Annotated in this window: 19 protein-coding genes; 9 read left to right on the top strand and 10 right to left on the bottom strand. The window is 71.7% G+C overall.

The window, feature by feature from the left end; genetic code table 11:
* Window positions 1–100 precede the first annotated feature (100 nt).
* Entirely contained in the window at window positions 101–1,219 is a 1,119-nt protein-coding gene (locus tag EAO71_RS16475; protein ID WP_147978413.1) for an ADP-ribosylglycohydrolase family protein, read from the top strand.
* Here the strand turns inward: EAO71_RS16475 and EAO71_RS16470 are convergent.
* Window positions 1,204–2,742: a sodium:solute symporter family protein gene (locus EAO71_RS16470; protein ID WP_147978412.1), complete on the bottom strand. Its 1,539-nt coding sequence runs from the start codon at window positions 2,740–2,742 to the stop codon at window positions 1,204–1,206. The genes EAO71_RS16475 and EAO71_RS16470 overlap by 16 nt on opposite strands.
* A 209-nt stretch (window positions 2,743–2,951) precedes the next feature.
* On the bottom strand, window positions 2,952–3,734 hold the full coding sequence (locus EAO71_RS16465; RefSeq protein ID WP_147978411.1) for an SDR family oxidoreductase: 783 nt from the start codon (window positions 3,732–3,734) through the stop codon (window positions 2,952–2,954).
* Between the two features lie 81 nt (window positions 3,735–3,815).
* Between EAO71_RS16465 and EAO71_RS16460 the strand changes: the two genes are divergently transcribed.
* Complete coding sequence (locus EAO71_RS16460) at window positions 3,816–4,673, top strand: hypothetical protein (protein WP_147978410.1); 858 nt, start codon at window positions 3,816–3,818, stop codon at window positions 4,671–4,673.
* A gap of 99 nt (window positions 4,674–4,772) precedes the next feature.
* Here EAO71_RS16460 and EAO71_RS16455 read toward each other — a convergent pair whose 3' ends face one another.
* The 3 genes from EAO71_RS16455 to EAO71_RS16445 form a co-directional block, all read right to left on the bottom strand.
* Complete coding sequence (locus EAO71_RS16455; protein WP_147978409.1) at window positions 4,773–4,973, bottom strand: DUF397 domain-containing protein; 201 nt, start codon at window positions 4,971–4,973, stop codon at window positions 4,773–4,775.
* A 203-nt stretch (window positions 4,974–5,176) separates the two neighbouring features.
* Window positions 5,177–6,040 (bottom strand): helix-turn-helix domain-containing protein, encoded by an 864-nt coding sequence (locus EAO71_RS16450; RefSeq protein WP_147978408.1) that lies wholly within the window; start codon window positions 6,038–6,040, stop codon window positions 5,177–5,179.
* Window positions 6,041–6,253: 213 nt separating this feature from the next.
* Window positions 6,254–6,976 carry a GOLPH3/VPS74 family protein gene (locus tag EAO71_RS16445; RefSeq protein WP_147978407.1) on the bottom strand — a complete coding sequence of 241 codons (723 nt, stop codon included), beginning with the start codon at window positions 6,974–6,976 and terminating at the stop codon, window positions 6,254–6,256.
* A gap of 162 nt (window positions 6,977–7,138) precedes the next feature.
* Here EAO71_RS16445 and EAO71_RS39665 point away from each other — a divergent pair, with 162 nt between their 5' ends.
* The 4 genes from EAO71_RS39665 to EAO71_RS16430 all read left to right on the top strand — a co-directional run bounded on the left by EAO71_RS39665 (window position 7,139) and on the right by EAO71_RS16430 (window position 12,359).
* Window positions 7,139–8,338, top strand: coding sequence for a hypothetical protein (locus EAO71_RS39665; RefSeq protein WP_315986598.1), 1,200 nt, complete (start codon window positions 7,139–7,141; stop codon window positions 8,336–8,338).
* A complete protein-coding gene (locus EAO71_RS39660; RefSeq protein ID WP_315986597.1) occupies window positions 8,302–9,504 on the top strand; it encodes a D-alanyl-D-alanine carboxypeptidase family protein in 1,203 nt (400 codons plus the stop codon). The genes EAO71_RS39665 and EAO71_RS39660 overlap by 37 nt, the downstream gene beginning before the upstream one ends.
* Window positions 9,505–9,601: 97 nt before the next feature.
* On the top strand, window positions 9,602–11,449 hold the full coding sequence (locus EAO71_RS16435) for an MFS transporter (protein ID WP_147978406.1): 1,848 nt from the start codon (window positions 9,602–9,604) through the stop codon (window positions 11,447–11,449).
* Window positions 11,450–11,615: 166 nt separating this feature from the next.
* Window positions 11,616–12,359, top strand: a complete 744-nt coding sequence (locus EAO71_RS16430; protein WP_261992162.1) for an adhesin — start codon at window positions 11,616–11,618, stop codon at window positions 12,357–12,359.
* Between the two features lie 16 nt (window positions 12,360–12,375).
* Here the strand turns inward: EAO71_RS16430 and EAO71_RS16425 are convergent, their stop codons facing one another.
* From EAO71_RS16425 to EAO71_RS16410, 4 genes are read right to left on the bottom strand one after another with little or no spacing between them, the layout of a single operon-like run.
* Window positions 12,376–13,566 carry an ABC transporter permease gene (locus EAO71_RS16425; protein ID WP_147979343.1) on the bottom strand — a complete coding sequence of 397 codons (1,191 nt, stop codon included), beginning with the start codon at window positions 13,564–13,566 and terminating at the stop codon, window positions 12,376–12,378.
* A 59-nt stretch (window positions 13,567–13,625) separates the two neighbouring features.
* On the bottom strand, window positions 13,626–14,312 hold the full coding sequence (locus EAO71_RS16420) for an ABC transporter ATP-binding protein (protein WP_147978404.1): 687 nt from the start codon (window positions 14,310–14,312) through the stop codon (window positions 13,626–13,628).
* On the bottom strand, window positions 14,309–15,388 hold the full coding sequence (locus tag EAO71_RS16415; RefSeq protein ID WP_261992161.1) for a peptidoglycan-binding protein: 1,080 nt from the start codon (window positions 15,386–15,388) through the stop codon (window positions 14,309–14,311). The genes EAO71_RS16420 and EAO71_RS16415 overlap by 4 nt, the downstream gene beginning before the upstream one ends.
* On the bottom strand, window positions 15,385–16,029 hold the full coding sequence (locus EAO71_RS16410; protein ID WP_147978403.1) for a hypothetical protein: 645 nt from the start codon (window positions 16,027–16,029) through the stop codon (window positions 15,385–15,387). Before EAO71_RS16410 ends, EAO71_RS16415 begins: the two co-directional genes overlap by 4 nt.
* Window positions 16,030–16,162: 133 nt before the next feature.
* Here EAO71_RS16410 and EAO71_RS16405 point away from each other — a divergent pair, with 133 nt between their 5' ends.
* From EAO71_RS16405 to EAO71_RS16395, 3 genes are read left to right on the top strand one after another with little or no spacing between them, the layout of a single operon-like run.
* Window positions 16,163–16,855 (top strand): response regulator transcription factor, encoded by a 693-nt coding sequence (locus EAO71_RS16405; protein WP_147978402.1) that lies wholly within the window; start codon window positions 16,163–16,165, stop codon window positions 16,853–16,855.
* Between the two features lie 7 nt (window positions 16,856–16,862).
* Window positions 16,863–18,308, top strand: a complete 1,446-nt coding sequence (locus EAO71_RS16400; RefSeq protein WP_261992160.1) for an ATP-binding protein — start codon at window positions 16,863–16,865, stop codon at window positions 18,306–18,308.
* On the top strand, window positions 18,305–18,799 hold the full coding sequence (locus EAO71_RS16395) for a hypothetical protein (protein WP_261992159.1): 495 nt from the start codon (window positions 18,305–18,307) through the stop codon (window positions 18,797–18,799). Before EAO71_RS16400 ends, EAO71_RS16395 begins: the two co-directional genes overlap by 4 nt.
* A gap of 53 nt (window positions 18,800–18,852) precedes the next feature.
* Here EAO71_RS16395 and EAO71_RS16390 read toward each other — a convergent pair whose 3' ends face one another.
* Window positions 18,853–20,358: a signaling protein gene (locus EAO71_RS16390; protein ID WP_261992158.1), complete on the bottom strand. Its 1,506-nt coding sequence runs from the start codon at window positions 20,356–20,358 to the stop codon at window positions 18,853–18,855.
* Between the last annotated feature and the right edge of the window lie 81 nt (window positions 20,359–20,439).

Here is a 20,439-nt window from a genome sequence, read left to right as displayed (position 1 = left end):
CTGAAGGGCGTCAGATCACATAACGTTCCGCATCGCGAACGTGCGTACCCGGTCGATTACAGTGCTGCGGCAGACCTGCTTCACCGGGGGAGGGCACGTTGTGACCACGACCGCCGCGGCCGTGTGGGGCCGTGCCGAACAGCAGGACTTCCGGGCCCGGGTACGGGGCTGTCTGCTGGGCGGGGCCATCGGCGACGCCTTCGGCGCGGGGATCGCGGCGCACTCCCTGGAGGAGATCCGGGCGGCACACGGGGACGAGGGCCTGACCGAGCCCGTGCCCGCCTACGGGCGGCGGGGCGCCGTCACCGCAGCCACGCAGATGACCCTCTTCACCGTCGACGGGCTCGTCCGGGCCCAGGTCCGCCGCGACACCGGCGCCTGGCACCCGCCCACCGACGTGCACCGGGCCCATCTGCGCTGGGCCGCGACACAGCGCGACTGGGGTCCCGACGAACGGCGCAAGGACAACGGCTGGCTGGCGTGCGAGGAGTGGCTCTACACCCGCCGCGATCCGGCCCGCGCCTGCCTGACCGGCTTCGGCGACGAGGTCCTCGGCACGCTCGACCGGCCCAAGAACCCGGACGCGACCGACTCCGGCGCGCTGGTCCGCTCCGCGCCCTTCGGCCTGCTGGTCGGCTGGGAGCCGCAGCTGGTGTGCCAACTGGCCGTGGAATGCGCGGCCCAGAGCCACGGCGACCCGTCCGCCTACCTCTCGGCCGGCGCACTCGCCGTCGTCGTGCACGGCCTCGCGCGCGGCGAGACCGTGGACGGCTCGGTCCAGCGGGCCCTCGGCCAGCTCACCTCGCGCCCGGGCCACGAGCCGGTCACCGACGCGCTCCAGCAGGCCCTGGGAGCCGTACGCCAGGGGATGCCGAACGCGGCCCGGGTCATCGCGCTGGGCGCCGACGTGGACCGGGCGGAGAACCAGCTCGCCGTGGCCGTCTACTGCGCCCTGGTGGGCGAGGACATCCGGCACGGCCTGCGGCTCGCGGTCAACCACAGCGGCCCCTCGGCGGCCACCGGGGCCCTCACCGGTGCGCTGCTCGGCGCGCTGCACGGCGAGACGGCCCTCCCGCCGGCCTGGCTGGCCGAACTGGAGGGCCGTTCCACGGTCCTGGAGATCTCGGACGACTTCGCGATGGAGATGACGCAGGGCGCCGCCCTGCACAGCCCCTCGGAGTCGTCCCCGGGCTGGCTGGCCCGCTACCCGAGGGGCTGACCGGACCGGTCGCCGCCGGTCTGCGCCGGGACGGCGGCGGCCCCGCCGTCGGAGTGGATCGTGTCGAGCACCGCGTCCCGCTCCGGGGTGTCCTCCGGCTTGACGAAGCCGATCAGGACGTACAGGACGAGGGAGGTCGCCAGCGGCGAGACGATCTGGATCTGCAGCTCGACGCCGTCCAGGCCGTAGTTGGTCAGCCAGAAGGCGAACAGGCCGGCGGCCCAGGAGACGAGCGCCGCCGTCGGGCCGGACTTCCGGAAGGCCCGCAGCAGGCCGAGCATGAACGGGATCGCGATCGGCCCCATCAGACCGGCCACCCACTTGATGACGACGGTGATGATGTCCTTGAAGGTGGGGGAGTTGACCTGGGTGGCGATCGCCATCGACAGCGCCAGGAACGCGATCGTCGACCAGCGTGCCGCGATGAGCCCGGCCCGGTGCGTCCAGCCGCGCGCCGCCTTGCTCAGGGCCGGGGCGATGTCACGGGTGAAGACGGCGGCGATGGCGTTGGCGTCGGAGGAGCACATGGCCATGGTGTGCGAGAAGAAGCCGACGATGACCAGGCCCAGGAGTCCGTGCGGCAGCAGCTGTTCGGTCATCAGCGCGTACGAGTCGGAGGCGTCGGGCTTCTTCGGGTCGACCAGCAGCGGCGCGACCCACATGGGGAAGAACAGCACCAGCGGCCAGACGAACCACAGCAGGGACGAGAGCCGTCCGGAGCGGGTGGCCTCGCGGGCGCTCGGCGTCGCCATGTAGCGCTGGGCCTGGTTCCACATGCCGCCGTTGTACTCGAAGGTCTTGATGAAGAGGAACGCCAGCAGGAAGGTCAGGGTGTACGGGCCGGCGGTCGGCTCGGTGTGTCCCTGGAGCTCGGGCCGGTCCCAGACCGTCCACAGCGCGCTCACGCCGCCCAGCTTCGCCAGGACGGCGATCAGCATCGCGATGCCGGCGAAGAACTGGATGACGAACTGGCCCAGTTCGGTCAGCGCGTCGGCCCACAGCCCGCCCACCGTGCAGTAGATGCCGGTGATCACGCCGGTGATCAGGATGCCCTGGTTGAGGGAGATGCCGGTGAAGACCGACAGCAGGGTGGCGATGGCGGCCCACTTGGCGCCCACGTCCACGATCTTCAGCAGGACGCCGGACCAGGCGAGGGCCTGCTGGGTGGGCAGGTTGTAGCGGGTCTTCAGATACTCCAGCGGCGACGCCACGTGGAGCCGGGAGCGGAGCCGGTTGAGCCGGGGCGCGAAGAGGTGGGCGCCGATGGCGATGCCGACCGCGATGGGGAAGGACCAGGTCACGTAGGAGGTGACGCCGTAGGTGTAGGCGATACCGGCGTATCCGGTGAACATCACCGCGCTGTAGCCCGACATGTGGTGCGAGATGCCGGAGAGCCACCAGGGCATCTTGCCGCCCGCCGTGAAGAAGTCGGAGACGTTGTCCACGCGCTTGTGGGACCAGACGCCGATCGCGACCATCACGCCGAAATAGCCGATGAGCACGGCCCAGTCGAGACTGTTCATTGAGCCCCCTCCAGGGGTCCGGTCCGCCTTGTGAACGCCGTTCATGGTGTGGGGAATCGCGCGCTCACGACAACGGACCGGAGGGTCAAGAGCAGGTAAAATCGTTCGAGTCATTGACCTGTGTTCATGACTGTGAACAACTCAGAGCACGAGAGAGCCGCACGGCATCCCGCGCCGTGCGGCTCCTGGGTGTACGGTCCCGCGAGGTGCTACCGCATCAGTTCACCGGCGTTGACCAGCAGGGACTGTCCCGTGATGGCCCGAGCGCGGTCCGAGGCGAGGAAGGCCGCGGCCTGGGCGACGTCCGCGTCGGTCGCCAGCTCGGGCAGCGCCATCCGTTCCGTCAGCCGGGACAGCACCTCGCTCTCCGGCACCCCTTCGGTGTGCGCGGTGAACCGGACGTACGCCTGCACCGGCGGACCCCACATCCAGCCCGGCAGCACGGTGTTGACCCGGATCCGGTGCGGACCGAGCTCCCGCGCCATGGAGTACATCGCCGACGTCAGCGCCCCCTTCGACGCCGCGTACGCCGCCTGCCGGACCTGCGAGGGCGCCGCCACGGCCGACTGGGTGCCGATCAGGACGACCGCCCCGCCCCGCTCCTTGAGCGCCGGCAGGCAGGCCCGGGTCATCCGCAGCGTGCCCAGCAGGTTCACGTCCAGGACGCCCTGCCACGTGGCGAAGTCGGCGTCCTCCAGCCCGCCGAAGTAGCTGTCCCAGGCGGCCACGTGGACCACGCCGTCGATCCCGCCGAAGCGCTCGACCGCGAGGGCGGCGAGGGCCTCGCACTGCGCCTCGTCGGTGATGTCGGTGGGCAGGTGCGCCGTGCGGTGCCCGGCCGGGTCGATCTCGGCCGCCGACTTGGCGAGGTTGGCCTCGGTGCGCGCGCCGAGGACGGCGTTGCCCCCGTCCGCGACGACCGCGGCGGCGATCTGGTGACCGAGTCCGGCGCCGACGCCCGACACGACCACGGTCTTTCCCTGGAGCAGCATCCGGGCGCCTCCCGAGTCTGGCCAATTATCTGACGGCCCGTCAGAGTAGGTGGCTCCACCGGACTTGGGAAGGGGTCGGGAATGGGCGAGGACGCGCGCGCGGAGGACCGCGGGGAGACCCGCAGCGAGACGTACGCGGAACTGGCGGCCGTGGGTCCCTACGGGGTCCGCCCGGGGCACGCCCTGATCACCATGGTCGAGCCGCACCCGGGCCACGAGTTCGCGTACAACCGCTGGTACGAGGACGACCACTACTACGCGGGCGCGATGGCGATGCCCTGGATGTACGCCGGCCGCCGCTGGGTCGCCACCCGGGAGCTGCAGGAGCTGCGCCGCCCGGAGAAGTCGGCGATCGCCCAGCCGGTCACCGCCGGCTGCTACCTCTCCACCTACTGGATCACCGACGGCCGCTACGACGAGCACATGAAGTGGACCGTCGGCATCAACAAGCGCCTCAACCGCGACGGCCGGGTCTACCACGACCGCACCCACGTCTTCACGGCCTTCCAGGACCACGTGGCCACCGTCTACCGCGACGGCGCGGCCGGCCCCCGCGACTTCCACGCCCTCGACCACCCCTACGCGGGCCTGGTGCTCCAGGTCGTCGACGCGGACGGGCCCGCGGAGCGGGCGGAGCTCCTGGAGCGGCTGCGCTCACGGGAACTCCCGAAGCGGCTCGCCGGCTCACCGGCGGCGATGGTCACGATCTTCCGGCCGACACCCCTGCCCGGGGACCGGATGACGTACGTGAAGCAGGTCGAGGGCGTCGACAACCGGCTGACGCTGCTGTGGTTCCTGGAGCGCGATCCCCGCGACTGCTGGCAGGAGCACTTCGCCGGCCTGGAGTCCCTGGCGGGGGAGGCGGGACGGGTCGAGCTGCTGGCACCGTTCGTCCCGACGGTGCCGGGGACGGACCGCTACGTCGACGAACTCAGGTGAGGAACGGTCACGAACGAAGCCGAGCCCCCTCGGCCAGGACGGCGGACCGGTCGAGAGGGCTCTTTCCTTAACACCGTGCGATCCCGGGCGCGCACGCGCTCAGAGGGTTCCGGTGCTCACTTCGCCGACGAAGAGGTTCCAGGAATCGGGGCCGAAGGCGAGGGAAGGGCCCTCGGGTGCCTTGGAGTCCCGCACCGCGATCGCGGCCACGACGGGGGACTTGACTTCGACGCAGGCCCCGTTCCCTCCGGAATAGGAGGACTTGGTCCAGGTGTCCGTAGCGCCCTGAGTAATCGCCATGTTCTTGACTCCGGTTCTGCCAGTAGGTGTCGCGCCAACTTTCTTGCTGGCGTGATCGACGCTACTCGTCGGCCCCGCCATGTGGGGCGGGCGTTCACTCGACCGGATGGCATATTCCAAGCGGGCTTCCGCTGGGGCCCGGGCGGGGTGTACCGTACGGGCCTCTTCCGCGGGGGGTGGCTCCCTATGGCGGCATTTCCTCCCTAATTTCCCGTGGCGTACTCCTTGGCGATGTCCGAGATGAACTCCCGGGTCTGCTCGACATTCAGCGCCTGTGCCCGCAAGTGCTCGTACATCACGCTGAACTTCGCGACATCCTGTGCCTTCTCCAGATACAGGTCGCTGGTCACGCCCTCGATGTAGACGACGCTGGAGTCCGACGTGTCCGGGAATTCGAGAATCGCGTAGTGGCCGCTGATGCCGGGATGCGCGCCCATGTCGAACGGCAGCACCTGGACGGTGACGTGCGGCAGGTGCGACTGCTCGACGAGATGCTCCAGTTGCTCGATCATCAGCTGCTTGTTGCCGACGATCCGGCGCAGCGCTCCCTCGTCGATGACCGCCCACAGCCGCAGACGGCGCTCGGCGTCCCTGATGCGCTCCTGGCGGCGGGTCCGGACGGTGACGCGCTTGTCGATGTCGGCCGCGGCGGACTCGGGCAGCGCGCCGGTGATCACGGCCTCCGCGTAGGAGTGGGTCTGCAGCAGACCGGGGATGACCTGCGGCTCGTACACCCGCAGGCTCTCCGCGTCGGTCTCCAGACCGATGTAGACGCTGTACGGGATGTCGCCGAAGGCGTGCCACCACCCCTGCTGGCGCGAGTCCTTGGCCATCTGCATCAGGGACTCGACGACCCGCTCGTCCTCGACCTCGTACACCCCGCAGAGGTCGCGGACGTCGCGCTGGCTGATCGAACGGCGGCCGTTCTCCAGGCGGCTGATCTTCGACTGGGAGACCAGCAGACGCTCGGCGACCTGTTCGGCCGTCATGTTCTTCTGCTCCCGGAGCCGGCGCAGCTCCTGACCCAGACGGCGTCGCCTTACGGTGGGATTGACACTGGACGCCACGGAAACTGCACCTCCGGCAATCGGCCTGCGTAGCTGTGAGTATCTACTGCTTGGCAGACTGCCACCAAAGGTGCGGTGTGCGCTGGGAAATGACGACAACGCAGCCGTCACGCAGGCACGATGCCCGACGCGAGGGCCGTGGCGCGCGTGTGCGGGGCGGTCGTCGTGACCACCCCGCACACGGCGGCGGCTCCCGGATCGGTTCTGTGGTGCTCAGTGCACGGCGGCGCGGGCCATGCTGCCGCGGTGGGGCTGCTCCGGAACGCCCGAGGGACGTCCGCCACCCGCCGCGGAGTTGCGGCGCGGCTGGGCGGCCACGCCGTTCTGGACGTCCATCACGGCATGCGCCACGAGGCCGCCCATGGGGTCGTGTCGGATCAGGTCGCGCAGCCGGGACCGCGACGACCGTCCTTCGTTCCCCGGGTACAGGTGCTTGCCGAGACCGACCGCGTGGGCCAGCGCGGCGAGCGCCGCGGTCCGCGGGTCCGGCGGTACGCCGGTGCGGATCGCACTGTCCAGCCGGGCCCTGATGTCCCGGCTGATCGCCGTGTCCGTCGCCTGGTAGCGAGTCGTCGGCAGCACCCCGCACATCTGGCCCTCGACGGCATGCACCATGCCGCACCGCTCCAGATGAGCGAGGTAAATCTGGCGCAGCCCCAGTCGGGGCCCGCCAATCCAGTGGACGGCCCGAACCGGGCTGCCGCGCCTGCGCAGCAGTTCCAGTGCGGAGTCCAGAGTCGGATCTCCGGTCGGCCGTGGCATCACCACGGCGATACGATCCCCGTCAGGGGCTATCCGTCCTGCCAGAGCCAGCTCCACTAGCTGAGCTCCGGCGAGGCCGAGGTCGAGCGACTGCGGCTGCGCTGTGGTACCCGTGGCCGGGTCCAGAGCGAGCAGCAGAAGCTCCTCCGGAATTGTTCTGCGGCTCCTGCCCATCCATGCCTCCCCGCGTGGATGAGTCACAGGGTGACCCCTCTCACATTCATCTGTCGAGAGTGCCTGGGTGGTTCGTACGGGAACCAGTAGGTATGTCGTTCTCGTCTAGCACGGGAGCCAAGGGGTTCACACAGGACACTGGTACATGGTTCGGACGTACGCATGACGCATGGAGGAGGCACGGTGGCGGGCGAGTCCCCCGACAAGGCGGAGCAGAAGGAGTCCTCGCAGGGGGCGGCTCCGGGCGGCGGTGCCCGGGATCCGAGGCTTTCCGTCCTCCGTGAGGCCGAGGGCTCGTCCACGACGGCGAAGGCCCCGGCCGCGGTCCGCGTGGACCAGCCGACCGCCGTCTTCCGGTCGCCGGCCCCGCGCGTGTCCGAGGACGACGCTCCGGCGGCGGAGAAGACCGCGGAGGCGGACAGCGAGACCGCCCCCGAGACGGAGGCCGAGACGGAGACCGAGGCGGACGTCCCCGCGGCCGATGCCGACTCGGAGGCCACTGCGGCCACCGAGGACGAGGCGCCGGCCGGTGACGAGTCCGCCGGCGAGGCCGCTCCCGAGGACAACGGCGACCGCCTGAGGGCGGCGGTGGCGGCCTGGGTCGCCTCCGGCGACGACCCGCGGACCGAAGAGCGCCCCGAGGGTGCCGAGGGCACGGCGGACGCCTCCGCCGATGCCGCCGAGGCTGAGGCGGATGTCGAAGCCGAAGCGGAAGCGGAAGTGGATGCCGACGCCTCCGCCGACGAGGTGGACGAGCCCGAGGCCGAGAAGGCCGACGCGGTCGACGCCGAGCCGGCCGCCGAAGCCGATGCCGATGCCGACGCCTCCGCCGACGAGCCCGCCGAGCCCGAGGCGGAGAAGGCCGACACCGCGGCCGACTCCGAGGAGGCCGCTTCCGCCGCCGCCGAACCCGCCGCCGAACCCGCGTCCGACGTCGCCGACTCCGCCGAGGACGAGCCCGCCGAGGACGAGCCCGCGGCGAAGCCGGCCTCCGCGCCGGAGTCCTGGTTCGCCTCACGCAAGCCCGCCACGGCGCCCGTCGAGGCCCAGGAGGAGCCGTCGGACGCCGCCGCGCCCGCCGCGGAGTCCGACGAGCCCGACACGGACCCCGACGCGTCCGACGCGGAGACCGCCACCGCGCCCGACGCGGACGCCGGGCCCGACCGGACCGGCGCGCCCGCCAAGCCCGTCGACCAGCCCACGGCCGTCTTCAAGACCGTCCGCCCGGCTCCCGTCGACCAGCCGACGACCGCGCTGAAGCTCCCCCCGACCCGCGTCCAGATCCGCACGCGCCGCAGACCCCCCTCCGCACCACCGTGCGGCGCGTGCGGATCTGGACGCCGCTCGTCGTGCTGCTGCTGATCGTCTTTGCGATCGTGCAGTTCGTCCGGCCGCTGCCGCCACCGGTGCTCGGCCTCACCGCCGAGCCCACCTTCACCTTCGAGGGCGGCGAACTGCAGATGCCGTGGCCGACCGAGGGCCAGGGTGCCGCCGAGGTGGAGGGCGTCGGTTCGCTGGGCACGTACGGCGCGCAGAAGCCCGCGCCGATCGCGAGCGTCGCCAAGACGATGACGGCGTACGTGATCCTCCGCGACCACCCCATCAAGGGGAGCCAGAGCGGTCCGGAGATCCCCGTCGACAAGAAGGCCGGCGAGCAGGCCAAGGCCCCGAACGAGTCGACCGCGCCGATCAAGGAGGGGCAGGAGTACTCGGAGAAGGAGCTGCTCCAGCTCCTCATGATCCCCTCCGGCAACAACGTGGCCCGGCTGCTGGCCCGCTGGGACGCCGGCTCCGAGGCGGCCTTCGTCGAGAAGATGAACGCCGCGGCCGAGGACCTCGGCATGACCGACTCGGTCTACACCGACCCGTCCGGTCTGCAGTCGACCACCGTCTCCACCCCGCTCGACCAGCTGAAGCTGGCGAAGGCGGTCATGCAGAACGACGTGTTCCGCGAGATCGTGAACATGCCGAACCTGACCGTCGAAGGCATCCCGGGCCAGATCGAGAACAACAACAACATCCTGCTGAAGCCGGGTGTCGGCGGCATCAAGACCGGCTCGTCCACCCCCGCGGGCGGCAACCTGCTCTGGTCCGCGAACACCGTCGTCGACGGCAAGAACCGCCGCATCCTCGGTGTGGTGATGGGGGCCAAGGACGCCGACCAGCTCTACCAGAAGCTCCAGCTCGCCATCGACTACAGCCTCAAGATCATCGAGAAGGCGCAGGCGGACGTGACCTCCGCCGCCGTGGTCCGCAAGGGCCAGGTCGTCGGCCACATCGACGACGGGCTCGGCGGGACGACCCCGGTCGTCGCGACCAAGGAACTGAAGGCGATCGGCTGGCCTGGCCTGAAGGTGCAGCTCCGGCTGACCGACGGCGGCAAGGCCGTGCCGCACACCGCCAAGGCCGGCGACGTCGTCGGCGAGATCTCGATCGGCACCGGCGCCGGTGCGGTCAGCGCGCCCGTCGCGCTGCAGAAGGACCTGGTCGAGCCCGGCTTCGACAGGAAGCTGACCCGTCTGGGCTGACCTGCGGCCGATGTGTACGGCGCCCCGGATTCCCGGGGCGCCGCGCGCCCGGCACCTGTTAGCGTTCCGGGGACGAGGAGCACGGGAGAGGGCCGCAGTGACCACCGCCGAGCCGACACGCGCCGACGAGGCCGCCGCGCATCCGCGTACCCGGGTACCGGCGCGAATAGATCTCCCGGCCCCCCGTCCCGCCGTCGGGCAGCCCCCGGCCGACCGCCCGGCGCGCCCCGCACGACGCCGGCGCCGCTACCCGGTGATGATCGCCACCGGGGTCGCCGCCCTCACGCACGTCCTCTGGTTCTTCCTGTTCGCGAACAGTGGCGGCGACCTCGCCGCCCAGGACGCGTGGGCCGAGTTCGTCGGGCGTCATCCGGACTCCGCGTACAACCTCGCCTGGTACGGCGGGATGCACCCGGTCTCGTACAGCGTGGTCTCCCCGTACCTCATGTCCGTCCTCGGGGTGCGGACGACGATGATGATCGCCGGCACGGTCTCGGCCGGTCTGACAGCGCTGATCCTGGTCCGGGTCCGGGCCGTGCGCAATCCGCTGGCCTGCTCGCTCGCCGGTGTCTTCGCCTTCCTGTGCAACGCGCTGTCGGGGCGGGTGACCTTCGGGCTCGGCATGATGTTCGCGCTCGGCGCCGTCGCCGCCGTCTTCTGCTGGCCGCACCGGTGGCGCCACAGACGCTGGGCCAAGGCCGCCGTCGCCGCGCCGCTCGCCGGCATCGCCACCGCCTGCAGCCCGGTCGCCGGACTCTTCCTCGGCGTCGCGGCGGCGGCGCTCTTCCTGAACCGGCGGCGCCCCGGCGCCTACGCCCTCGGGCTGGCCCCGGTGCTCGTCGTCGCCGTCTCCTCCTGGCTGTTCCCCTTCTCCGGTACGCAGCCGATGTCCTGGGCCTCGACGTCGCTGCCGTTCCTCTTCGGCGTCCTGGTCTTCCTGCTGGTCCCGCGCGACTGGCGGACCGTCCGCACCGGAGCCGCCGTCTACTCCGTGGGCACCCTGCTGACCTGGGCCGTCGACTCGCAGATCGGCTCCAACGTCTCGCGGCTCGTGATGCTCTTCGCCGGCGTGGTGCTGCTGGCCGCCCTGCCGTACACGGTGCCGCGCTCGCGCAAGTGGTACGCGGTCCTGCTCGCCTTCGCCGGCCTGAACATCTGGATCGGCTTCAAGGGCGTCGACGACGTCATCCGCACCGCCCCCGACGCCTCCTGGGCCCGTGAGGTCGCACCGCTGATCAACCAGCTCCAGGTGCGCGGGGCCGAGAAGGCACGCGTCGAGGTCGTCCCCGCCTCGAGCCACCGCGAGTCCTCCGCCCTCACCCCGTACATCAACCTCGCCCGCGGCTGGAACCGGCAGGCGGACATGGAGCGCAACCCGCTCTTCTACGACGACACCCTCAACGCCGCGAACTACCAGGACTGGCTCGACCGCTGGGCCGTGCACTACGTGGTGCTCCCCACCGGGGCTCCCGACTCGGGCGCCGAGCGGGAGGCCGAACTCGTCGCGGACGGACTGCCGTACCTGGAGCAGGTCTGGTCCGACGCCAACTGGCGGCTCTACCGGGTCACCGACCCGACGCCGCTCGCCGCGCCCCCCGCCGAGGTCGAGCGGGCGGGCGCCGACCAGGTCGTCATCCGTGTCGACGCCCCGGGCCGGGTGCTGATCCGCGTCCCGTACTCGCCCTGGCTGGCGCTGCTCGACGCGGACGGCGGCAAGATCGAACCGCCGCAGGAGACGGAGGCGTCGAAGACGGCCCGCGAGGCGTCGGCGACCGAACTGCCGAAGGTCTTCCGCAACGCCGAGGGCTGCCTGCTGAAGACCGAAGCCGACGTGGACGGCGACGAATGGACGGAGCTGGTGGCCCCGAAGGCGGGCGTCTACCGGCTCGCCGCACCGTACAAGATCTTTCCGCGCGGCACGGCGTGCCCGGAGGAACTTCGCTGAGAGCCGGTTCCCCGCGGCGGAAACGGCCGTAAGGTGTCCCGCTATGGCGTGCGAAGAATGCGTCGGCGGGCACCGGGGTCCGTTGCCGGGCATGGTGTGCCCCCGGTGTGGCGGCGCGACCCCCGAGCCCCCGTCCCGGGGAAGTCGTGCGTGGATCGTGCTCGCGGTGCTCGCCGTGGGCGCGGGCTGCCTGGTGGCCGTGGTGACCCTGAGCGGCGGCGAGGCGCCGCCCCCGGCGGCGGGTGAGCCGCCTGAACGGACGCTGCCGACCCGGATCGGCCCCACCGAGTTCCCCGGCGAGCCGTCCGGGACCCCCGGCARCTCGGCTCCCGRCCGGACCTCGCCGCCCGCGTCCGGCGCCCCGGCGCCCACCCATCCGTCGCGGGACCCGTCGCGCACCTCCGGCCCGCCCTCCTACACCGTGTGGGCGGGACCGGGCTGCACGGGCGGCGACTACCACGAGACGGGTCGCTACTCCGACGGCTTCGAGGGCTGGTACACCGTCACCAGAGGCGGCTACCGGGGCGGGGGCTGCGACGGCCGCTTCTCGGCGATGCCGATGTCGGGCAGCCCGACGGAGGACGCCGACAACTCCGCCACCTGGACCTGGCACGTCAGCCCGGGCTACACGAGCTGCGAACTCTCGGTCCACATCCCGTACCCGCCCCGGCCGGTGGACGCGGCCGGCGACCCCTCGGTCTACCAACTCCTCGACCACGGCACGCCGTACGCCGCCTTCACCCTCGACCAGACCACGCACCACGGGGAGCTGCTCCGGGCCGGCAACTACACCCTGCGCACCACGGTCTTCAGCGTCCGGCTCCTCGACCGCGGCCAGGACTGGGGCAGTTCGTCGCTCGAGTACGCCCACCACGCGGCGGGCCAGATGCGCCTGACGTGCCGGCGGTAGGGGAAGGGCCCAGGGATCAGGTGGCGTTGAGCACGACCGTGGGGTGCAGGCGCGCCGCGCGAATCGCCGGATAGAGGCCGGCGGCGACGCCCGTGACGAGTGTCGCGGCAAGGCCGCCGCCGAGTGACCACAGCGGTACGACCGCCGTCCAGCCCTGTACCCGGGCGAAGGCGAAGGTCGCCGTCGCGCCGAGCAGCGCGCCCGCCGCGCCGCCGAGGGCCGACAGCAGCAGCGACTCGGTGAGGAACTGCAGCCGGACGGCCCGCCTGGTGGCGCCGAGCGCGCGGCGCAGGCCGATCTCCTGTCGGCGTTCCAGCACCGAGACGACCATGGTGTTGGCGACACCGACGCTGCCCACGAGCAGCGCGATCGCGCCGAGCCCGAGCATCAGGGTGGTGAGCCCCTTGTCGGTGGCGGACTTCGCGGCCAGCGCGTCGGAGGGCCGGGAGACCTTGACCGAGCCTTCGTTGCCGGGGTGGACGGTGCGGGCGAGCACCGCACGGACGTCCTCGACCGAGGCGTCCGAGGAGCGCTCGAACACGGTCGTGGGGTGGCCGTCGAAGCCCAGGTACGTCTCCGCCGCGGGGAGGCCGACCAGGGCGACCCGGTCGAGGTTGGGGACGAGTTCGACGGGTTCGAGGATTCCGATGACCACGGTGTCCACGTCGTTCACCATGATCTTCTCGCCGGGCCGGGTGACGCCCAGGCGCTCGGCGGCCACGGAGCCGAGCACGGTCACCGGCAGCCGCTCCCTGGCGCCGTCGAGCCAGACGCCCCTGTGCACCCGGGCGTTGAGGGCGGTCAGGAGGTCCGGACGGGCCGCCTGGGCCGTGACGCCCGCCGTCCGTTCCTCCGGGACCACGTCACTTCGGCGGATGCGGGCATCGACCTCGGCGGTGGCGGTGGCGTGCTGTACCGGGCCGATGCGTTCCACCATGGCGACCGCGTTCTTGGGGAGTTTCACGGCCTGTCCCATGGCGTCCTCGCCGGCCTCGGCGGTCAGCAGATTCGTACCGAGTCGGTCGAGCTGCGCCATCAGGTCGGAGCGGCTGGAGGTGGAGATGCCGACGACCGCGACCATGGTGGCGATGCCGATCGCGATGCCGAGGGCGGAGAGCACGATGCGGGCGCGCCGGGCCCGCAGACCGACGGCGCCCAGGCGCAGGACGTCGGCGGGAGCCAGGCGGGCCGGCCGCGGCACGGACAGCTGCTTCGGTTCGCTCGTCGAACCCGGCGCCGGGGACAGGGCACCGTCTCCGGGGCTGTTCACGACCGCACCTCCGCCGTACGAGAGTCGGACTCCACCGAGCCGTCCCTGAAGCGGACGCGCCGGGGCAGGGACGCGGCGATCTCGTTGTCGTGGGTGATCACACAGACCGTGGTGCCGGCCTCGTTGAGCTCGTGGAAGAGCTCCATGACGATCTCGCCGGACGCGGTGTCCAGGGCGCCGGTGGGCTCGTCGGCGAGCAGCAGAAGGGGTTCGCCGACCAGGGCGCGGGCGATGGCGACCCGCTGCTTCTCGCCGCCGGAGAGCTGGCCGGGACGATGGTCGAGCCGGTGGCCGAGACGGACCCGCTCCAGCGCGGCACGTGCCCGCGCGCGCCGCTGCTTGAAGGGCACCCCCGCGTAGAGCAGACCGTCCGAGACGTTGTCCACCGCGGTCCGGCCCGCGGCCAGGTGGAAGTGCTGGAAGACGAATCCGACATGGCGGGCCCGCAGCGCCGACAGATGACTGTCGGAGAGTGAACTCACCTCGTACCCGGCCACTTTGACCGATCCGGATGTGGGCCTGTCGAGCGTGCCGATCAGGTTGAGCAGCGTCGACTTCCCCGAGCCGGACGGGCCGACGATCGCCAGGAGTTCGCCCTCGTCGACTCTGAGGTCCACGTCGCGCAGGGCGTGGACACCACCGGGGTACGACTTGGTGGCCTGGTGCAGTTCGATGATCGTCATTCGGTGGGCACACCGACCTTCATGCCCGCGGTGATGCCGGCGCCGCTGACCTCGATACGGCCGCCGGTGGTCATGCCGGTCTCGACGCGGACCATCCGGGTCGAGCGGCCCTGCACGATCTGCAGGCCGTAGCCGCCGTTCTCGCCGCGCAGGGCGAGAACCGCCTCGACCGGCACGGCCAGCACTCCTTCGCGGCGCTCGCTGACGAAGGTGACGCTCACGGTGGCCTTGGGGTCCTCGGACGCGGCCGGCGAGCCGGCGCCGTCGAGGGCGATCTCCACCGTGATGCCGTCCTGACCGCCCTGGGCGGCGGGGTCGCCCGACGTGTCGGGCCTGACGGTCCCCGACACCTTCCCGGTGGCCTTGCGCCCACTGGGCAGGGTGACGTCGACCTTGGTGCCGCTGGAGGTCAGTACGGCGTCGCTCTGGTCGAGCTGGGCACGGACGACCGGTTTCAGGGAGGCCACCGTGAGCACGGGCGCGTCGGGACCGATCCGGTCGGCGAGGGCGGCGTCCGCCGAGACCACCCTGACCTTGGCGGGCTGGAAGACGACGTCCCCGTGGCCGACCTCGCCGTTCGGATTCTCGATGCCGAGCGACCTCTGCCATCGCTTGACGGCGGCCGCGGTGCCGGCGTCGTAGCGGGTGTCGACGTACAGGCCCGCGCCGAAGCCGAGGTCGCGCAGGTTGAGCTCCAGCTGGAGCACGTCGGGGCCGCGGTCGCCCGTCTTCATCGCGCGGTACACGGGGGTCGGCCCGTACATCAGGACCACGGGACGTGCGTCCCGCTCGTAGAGGCGCTGCCCCGCCGCGACGGTCCGGCCCTCCACGGCGGCCCGGGTGACCGTCCCCTCGACCGCGGATTTGACGGCACGGCGCTGCGCGAAGTCGAGCCTGCCGTCGACCGTCTTGCTGACCACCAGATCGGTCCGCGTGATGGTGGCGGTGGCGGGCGGCAGCCTGTCCTCCGTGGCGCGCGGGCCCGCTTCGTGGCCGCCGCCGAGGACCACGGCCCCGGCAGCCACGGTGGCGGCGGCCACCCCTGCCACGGCGAAGAGCCTCGTGCGGCGCGTCACTGCCTGCCCTCCAGTCCGTCGAGCAGTCGGTCCTCGCACGCCTGCCGGGCCTGCTTGTAGGCCGGTGAGCGGACGTCGATCCGGGGCGAGGCCGGACTGGGGTCACCGCCGGGCATCACGTTGCCGCCGGACATGGTGGGGTTGGTGAATGCGGAGACGCCGTTGTCCCGCATGCATTTGGCGTGCGCCAGCATCGACTCGTAGTCCTTCTGGGCGTCGCGCTTCGGCTCGAGCATCATCGCCGCGGTCCTTTCGCTGCCGCAGACGTCGTGTTCCTTGCCGCCTCCTTTCACCGGATGGGTTCCGGACTTCTGCGCGAGTTCGTCGATCGCGGTCCAGTCGAGGTGACCGCTCAGCTTCGGGTCGGGGAATTCCTTGACGCCGCCCTTGCCGCGCATGCACTGGACGTACGTCAGCTGCGCGTCGTAGAAGGCGCCCTTGTCCCCGGTCCCCGAACGCCGAGGAGAGGCGGAGCCGGAGGGGCCGGTCACGGAGGGGGTGCCCGGGACGGAGGCGATGGCCTCGGTCTCGCCCCGGCCGTCGTCGCCACCGCAGGCACTGGTGAGAGCGAGGACGGGGACGGCCATGAGCGCCGCCGACAGCAGCCGGGAAAAGGCGCGGGAATCGCGCGGAAGGTTCATGCCGGAAAATTCGCCGACCCACATGATGAGCTATTGATGGGCACATGATGAGCGCGTAACGATGCGCGCGGACTGCGCATTCGTTATCGGGCGGGGGCCGGGCGGGCTCCCTGCGATGCTCATACTGGACGGCATGCCGCACGTGCTTCTCATCGAGGACGACCCGTCCGTACGCGACGGGATGGAACTCGTGCTGCGCCGGCACAAATACGAGGTGGCCGCGGCCGCCACCGGCGAGGAGGCCCTCGCCCTGCTGGACGGGCCCGACGGAGCCTCGGTCGAGCTCGCGGTCCTCGACCTCATGCTGCCCGGGATCGACGGCTTCGAGGTCTGCCGCCGCATCCGGGCCCGCAGCACCATGCCGTTGATCATGCTCACCGCGCGCGGTGACGACCACGACATCGTCTCCGGTCTCGAAGCGGGCGCCGACGACTACGTGGTCAAGCCGGTCACGGCCAGAGTGCTCGAAGCCCGGATCAGGGCAGCGCTGCGACGGGCGGAGCCGGCGCCCGGTTCCCCCGGTCCCGGAGAGGAGCACGCCGGGCTCGTCGTCGACCGGGCCGCTCTGACGGTCGCCAAGCGCGGCACGCCGATCGCCCTGCCGCCGATGGAGCTGCGGCTGCTCCTGGAGCTGTCCGCCGCCCCCGGCAGAGTCTTCAGCCGCGAACAGCTCCTCGAGAAGGTGTGGGACCACGACTACCTGGGCGACTCCCGGCTGGTGGACGCCGCCGTCCGCCGGCTCCGCACCAAGATCGAGGACACCCCCGCCCGGCCCCGGTACGTCCAGACCGTACGCGGCTTCGGCTACCGGTTCGGCCCGCTGTGAGCATCCTGTGAGCCGCCTGCGGCGTGCCCGCGGCCTGCGCACCCGGCTCGTCGTCACCTTCGCTCTCGTCGCCCTGATCAGCGCCGTCACAGCGACGACCCTCGCCTACCGCGTGGCCCGCAACGCGGTGCTCCAACGGGCCCAGGACGCGATCCAGACGGACTTCCGCAACCGGGTCGGCGAGGTCTCCGCCGACCTGAACACGCCACCCGACCGGACCACGCTCACCCGTTTCGCGGAGGACGTCTCCCGACGCATCAGCGCCACCCGGAGCGGCGGGGCCCTCGTGGTGGCCCGCTACCGGGATCTCGAGGCCGTCTCCGACACACTCGCCGACCGGACACGGATCACACCCGAGCTGCGCTCCAGAGTCCGCAGCCAGGGCCGGATGAGCTTCCAGCGCGTGGAGTGGCGCGGCGACCCCTTCCTGGTGGTCGGTACGACCGTCGCCTTCGATGACGGGCGTCCGTCCGAACTCGACGTCTTCACCGTGGCCTCGCTCAGGCAGGAAGAGGAGGACATCGCCGGACTGCTGGAAACCGTGCGGGCGGGGCTGGTCCCCGTCGTGCTCCTGGCCGCGGTCCTGGCCCTGCTGGCCGCCCGTACCGTGCTGCGTCCGGTGCGGGATCTGGGCAGGGCCACCCGGCAGCTGGCCGCAGGCGACCTCTCCACCCGGGTCCCGGTCAAGGGGCGGGACGAACTCGCCGAACTCGCCGAGAGCTTCAACCACACCGCCGACAGCCTGCAGGCATCCGTCGCCGAGCTGCGTACGCAGGAGGAGCGGGCCCGCCGCTTCGTCGCCGACGTCTCGCACGAACTGCGCACTCCGCTGGCCGCCATGACCATGATGGCGACGGTGCTGGACGAGGACGCCGACCACATGCCGCCGGACTCGGCCACGGCCGCGCGTGCCGTCAGCGCCGAGACCGCGCAGCTCACCCGGCTCGTCCAGGACCTCATCGAGATCTCCCGCTTCGACGCCAAGGCGGCCCGGCTCAACCTCACCGAGACCGACCTCGGGGAGGCCCTCCGCGCGACGCTCGCCCGGCGCGGCTGGACGGACGGGATACGCACGGACCTCGCCGAGGGAGTGCGGGCCCCGGTCGACCGCCGCCGCATCGACGTCGTCGTGGCGAACCTCGTCGGCAACGCCCTGCGGCACGGCGCGCCGCCCGTCGACCTGGTGCTCCGAGCGACCGAGGACGAGATCGTCGTCGAGGTCTCGGACCGGGGACCCGGCATTCCCCCCGAGTCCCTGCCACGCGTCTTCGACCGCTTCCACAAATCCGACACCGCCCGGACGCGGTCCGAGGGCAGTGGCCTGGGCACGGCCATCGCCCAGGAGAACGCCCGTCTGCACGACGGCTTCATCGAGGCGGCCAACCGGCCGGACGGCGGCGCCGTCTTCACCCTCCGGCTGCCGCGCGGGCCGGCGAAGGAGGCGACGCGGTGACTCCCGCACGGAGAGTGGCCGGGGTCGCGCTGCTCATGACCGCGATCGCGGGCTGCGGCGTCCGGCCGACGGGGGTGGTCGACGCGGGTGAGCCCGCGTCCGGGCTGAGGACCGGCCTGCGGATCTACTTCGCGACCGACAGCGGTCTGCGGGGAGTCCCGCGCCTCGTCGAGCTGAAGGAACTGAACTCCGCGGTCAAGCTGCTGACCGCGGGCCCGAACGCGTCGGAGCAGAGCAGCGGACTCGTCAATCTGGTCGAGCCACCCGGCACGTACGACGCGGTCGGCGACGGCGACCGCGTCACGCTGACCATGCCGGGCGCGCTCCTCGCCGCCCACAACCGACTGCTCACAGGGCAACTGGTGTGCAGCCTGGCCCACGCCCAGTCCGCCCTCCACCCCGAGGTCCGGCCGGACGACGTCCAGGTCACCCTCCGATCCGACGCCGCACCGGTCGGCCCGTACCGGTGCTCTTCCTTCCTCGACCGCTGACCGGCACACGCAACGAGGGGAAGACGGGCCCCTCGCCCCCACCGTGGAAGCGTTCAGCTGGTGAAGAATCCGGCGTCGAGCCCGATCCAGCTGGTGAGTCCGCGCTGGTCGAACAGGACCAGCGAGCCGTCGGTGAGGACCTCCCAGCGGACGGTGAGGGAGTCGGAGACGCCGGAGCCGCTGACCTGACCGACCATGCCCTGGGTGCGGTTGGGGCGGATGTGCGGCGGGAGGGTCAGGATCTTCTCGCCGTTGGTCCACGGGGTGCCGTCGGCGCGGGACAGCCGGAGGTGCAGGTCGATGCGGTTGCCGAGCTGGCGGTACTGGGGGACGTAGTTGCCCGAGTTGGGGGTGTAGAGGGTGGAGTCGTAGTCCAGGTTGGTCCACGGCACGTGGTCGCCGGTGCCGTCGGTGGTGCTGGTGATGCCGTAGAGAGCCATGCGGCGCGGTCCTGGTTCTTGGGTGGCGAAGCCGAAAACGAGCTGTGGCCCGTCGGGCGTCTGGCGGACGGTGAGTGATTCGGTCTCGCGGTGGGAGAGGTCGAGAGCGGTGGCGTTGAAGCGCCGCTCGATCATCAGGCCGGTGGTGACGTCGTAGACGTTCCACCAGGAATTGCCGGGCCGCGGGTTGTCGGCGCCGTAGGCGGCGCCCTCGTTCTGCAGGACGAGGTCCCCGTACAGACACCAGGACTGGGTGCGGTACATGGCCGGGAACGTGTACAGCGGGGTGAAGACGCGGCGCTTGAAGGCGTCCAGGTCGTAGACGCGGTACTCCCCGGCACCGGACGTCCCGGTACGTACCCCGATCCGGCCGTGAACGACATCCAGGGACGGGGTGACGGCGGAGTGCTCCGGGACGGGGTCGAACACCTCGATCGGGCCGCTCCCCGCGTCGACGACGGCGTCGGGAGTGAACGCGACCCGGCCGATGCGCTTGCCGTGCGCGAAGCCGCTGGTGACGGGGTCCGCGTCGGTCTCCAGCCAGAGCCAGGGACGGCCGTCGACGTGCTCGACGCCGAGTCCGCCGCCGTGGCCGACGCGCCTCAGGTACATGACGGCGCGGACGGTGCCGTCGGGAGCGACCTCGTTGACGCAGAGATCGCCCCGGCGGTCGCGCTCGGCGCCGGGTACCGGAGCGGGCTCGTCGGCGAGTTGGCGGCCGTCACTGATGACCTGGGTCACGTAGGCCAGGCCGGTCACCGGATCGAAGGCGACCTGCTGGTGCACCCTTCCCTGGGTGAGCCGGACCTCCTTGCCGAACAGATCGACGGGCTCGGCGCGCAGGTCGAACCTGTGCCCCGCGGCCAGGCCGGCGGCCGGCAGGCTTTCGGCGACGGGCTCGGCCGCGAGGGGGACCCCGGGGCCGGTTGCCTGTGCGGTGCCCACGGGGGCGATGGCCGGAGCGGCGGCCGCGGCCGCCGCGGCGGTCAGGACGGTGCGGCGAGTCAGCGACATGTCGAGAACTCTTCGCCGCCGGGCCGCGCAACCTTCGACGAGCCGCGGCCCGGTCTGCGGGCGGAACGAACGGTCATAGGTGTGGAAGCCCCCCTGCAAGATCATCACCTGTACGGTGCGCATCCTTGCATGCCGGCGCGGGCGCGGGGAGCGCGGTCCGAGGACGCCGGGCGGTGGATGCTGGGG

The organism is Streptomyces sp. MS191, from assembly GCF_008042125.1.
Lineage (GTDB): Bacteria > Actinomycetota > Actinomycetes > Streptomycetales > Streptomycetaceae > Streptomyces.
Note: the sequence above shows the minus strand (reverse complement) of the source record. Positions and strands in the feature narration are given on the sequence as shown.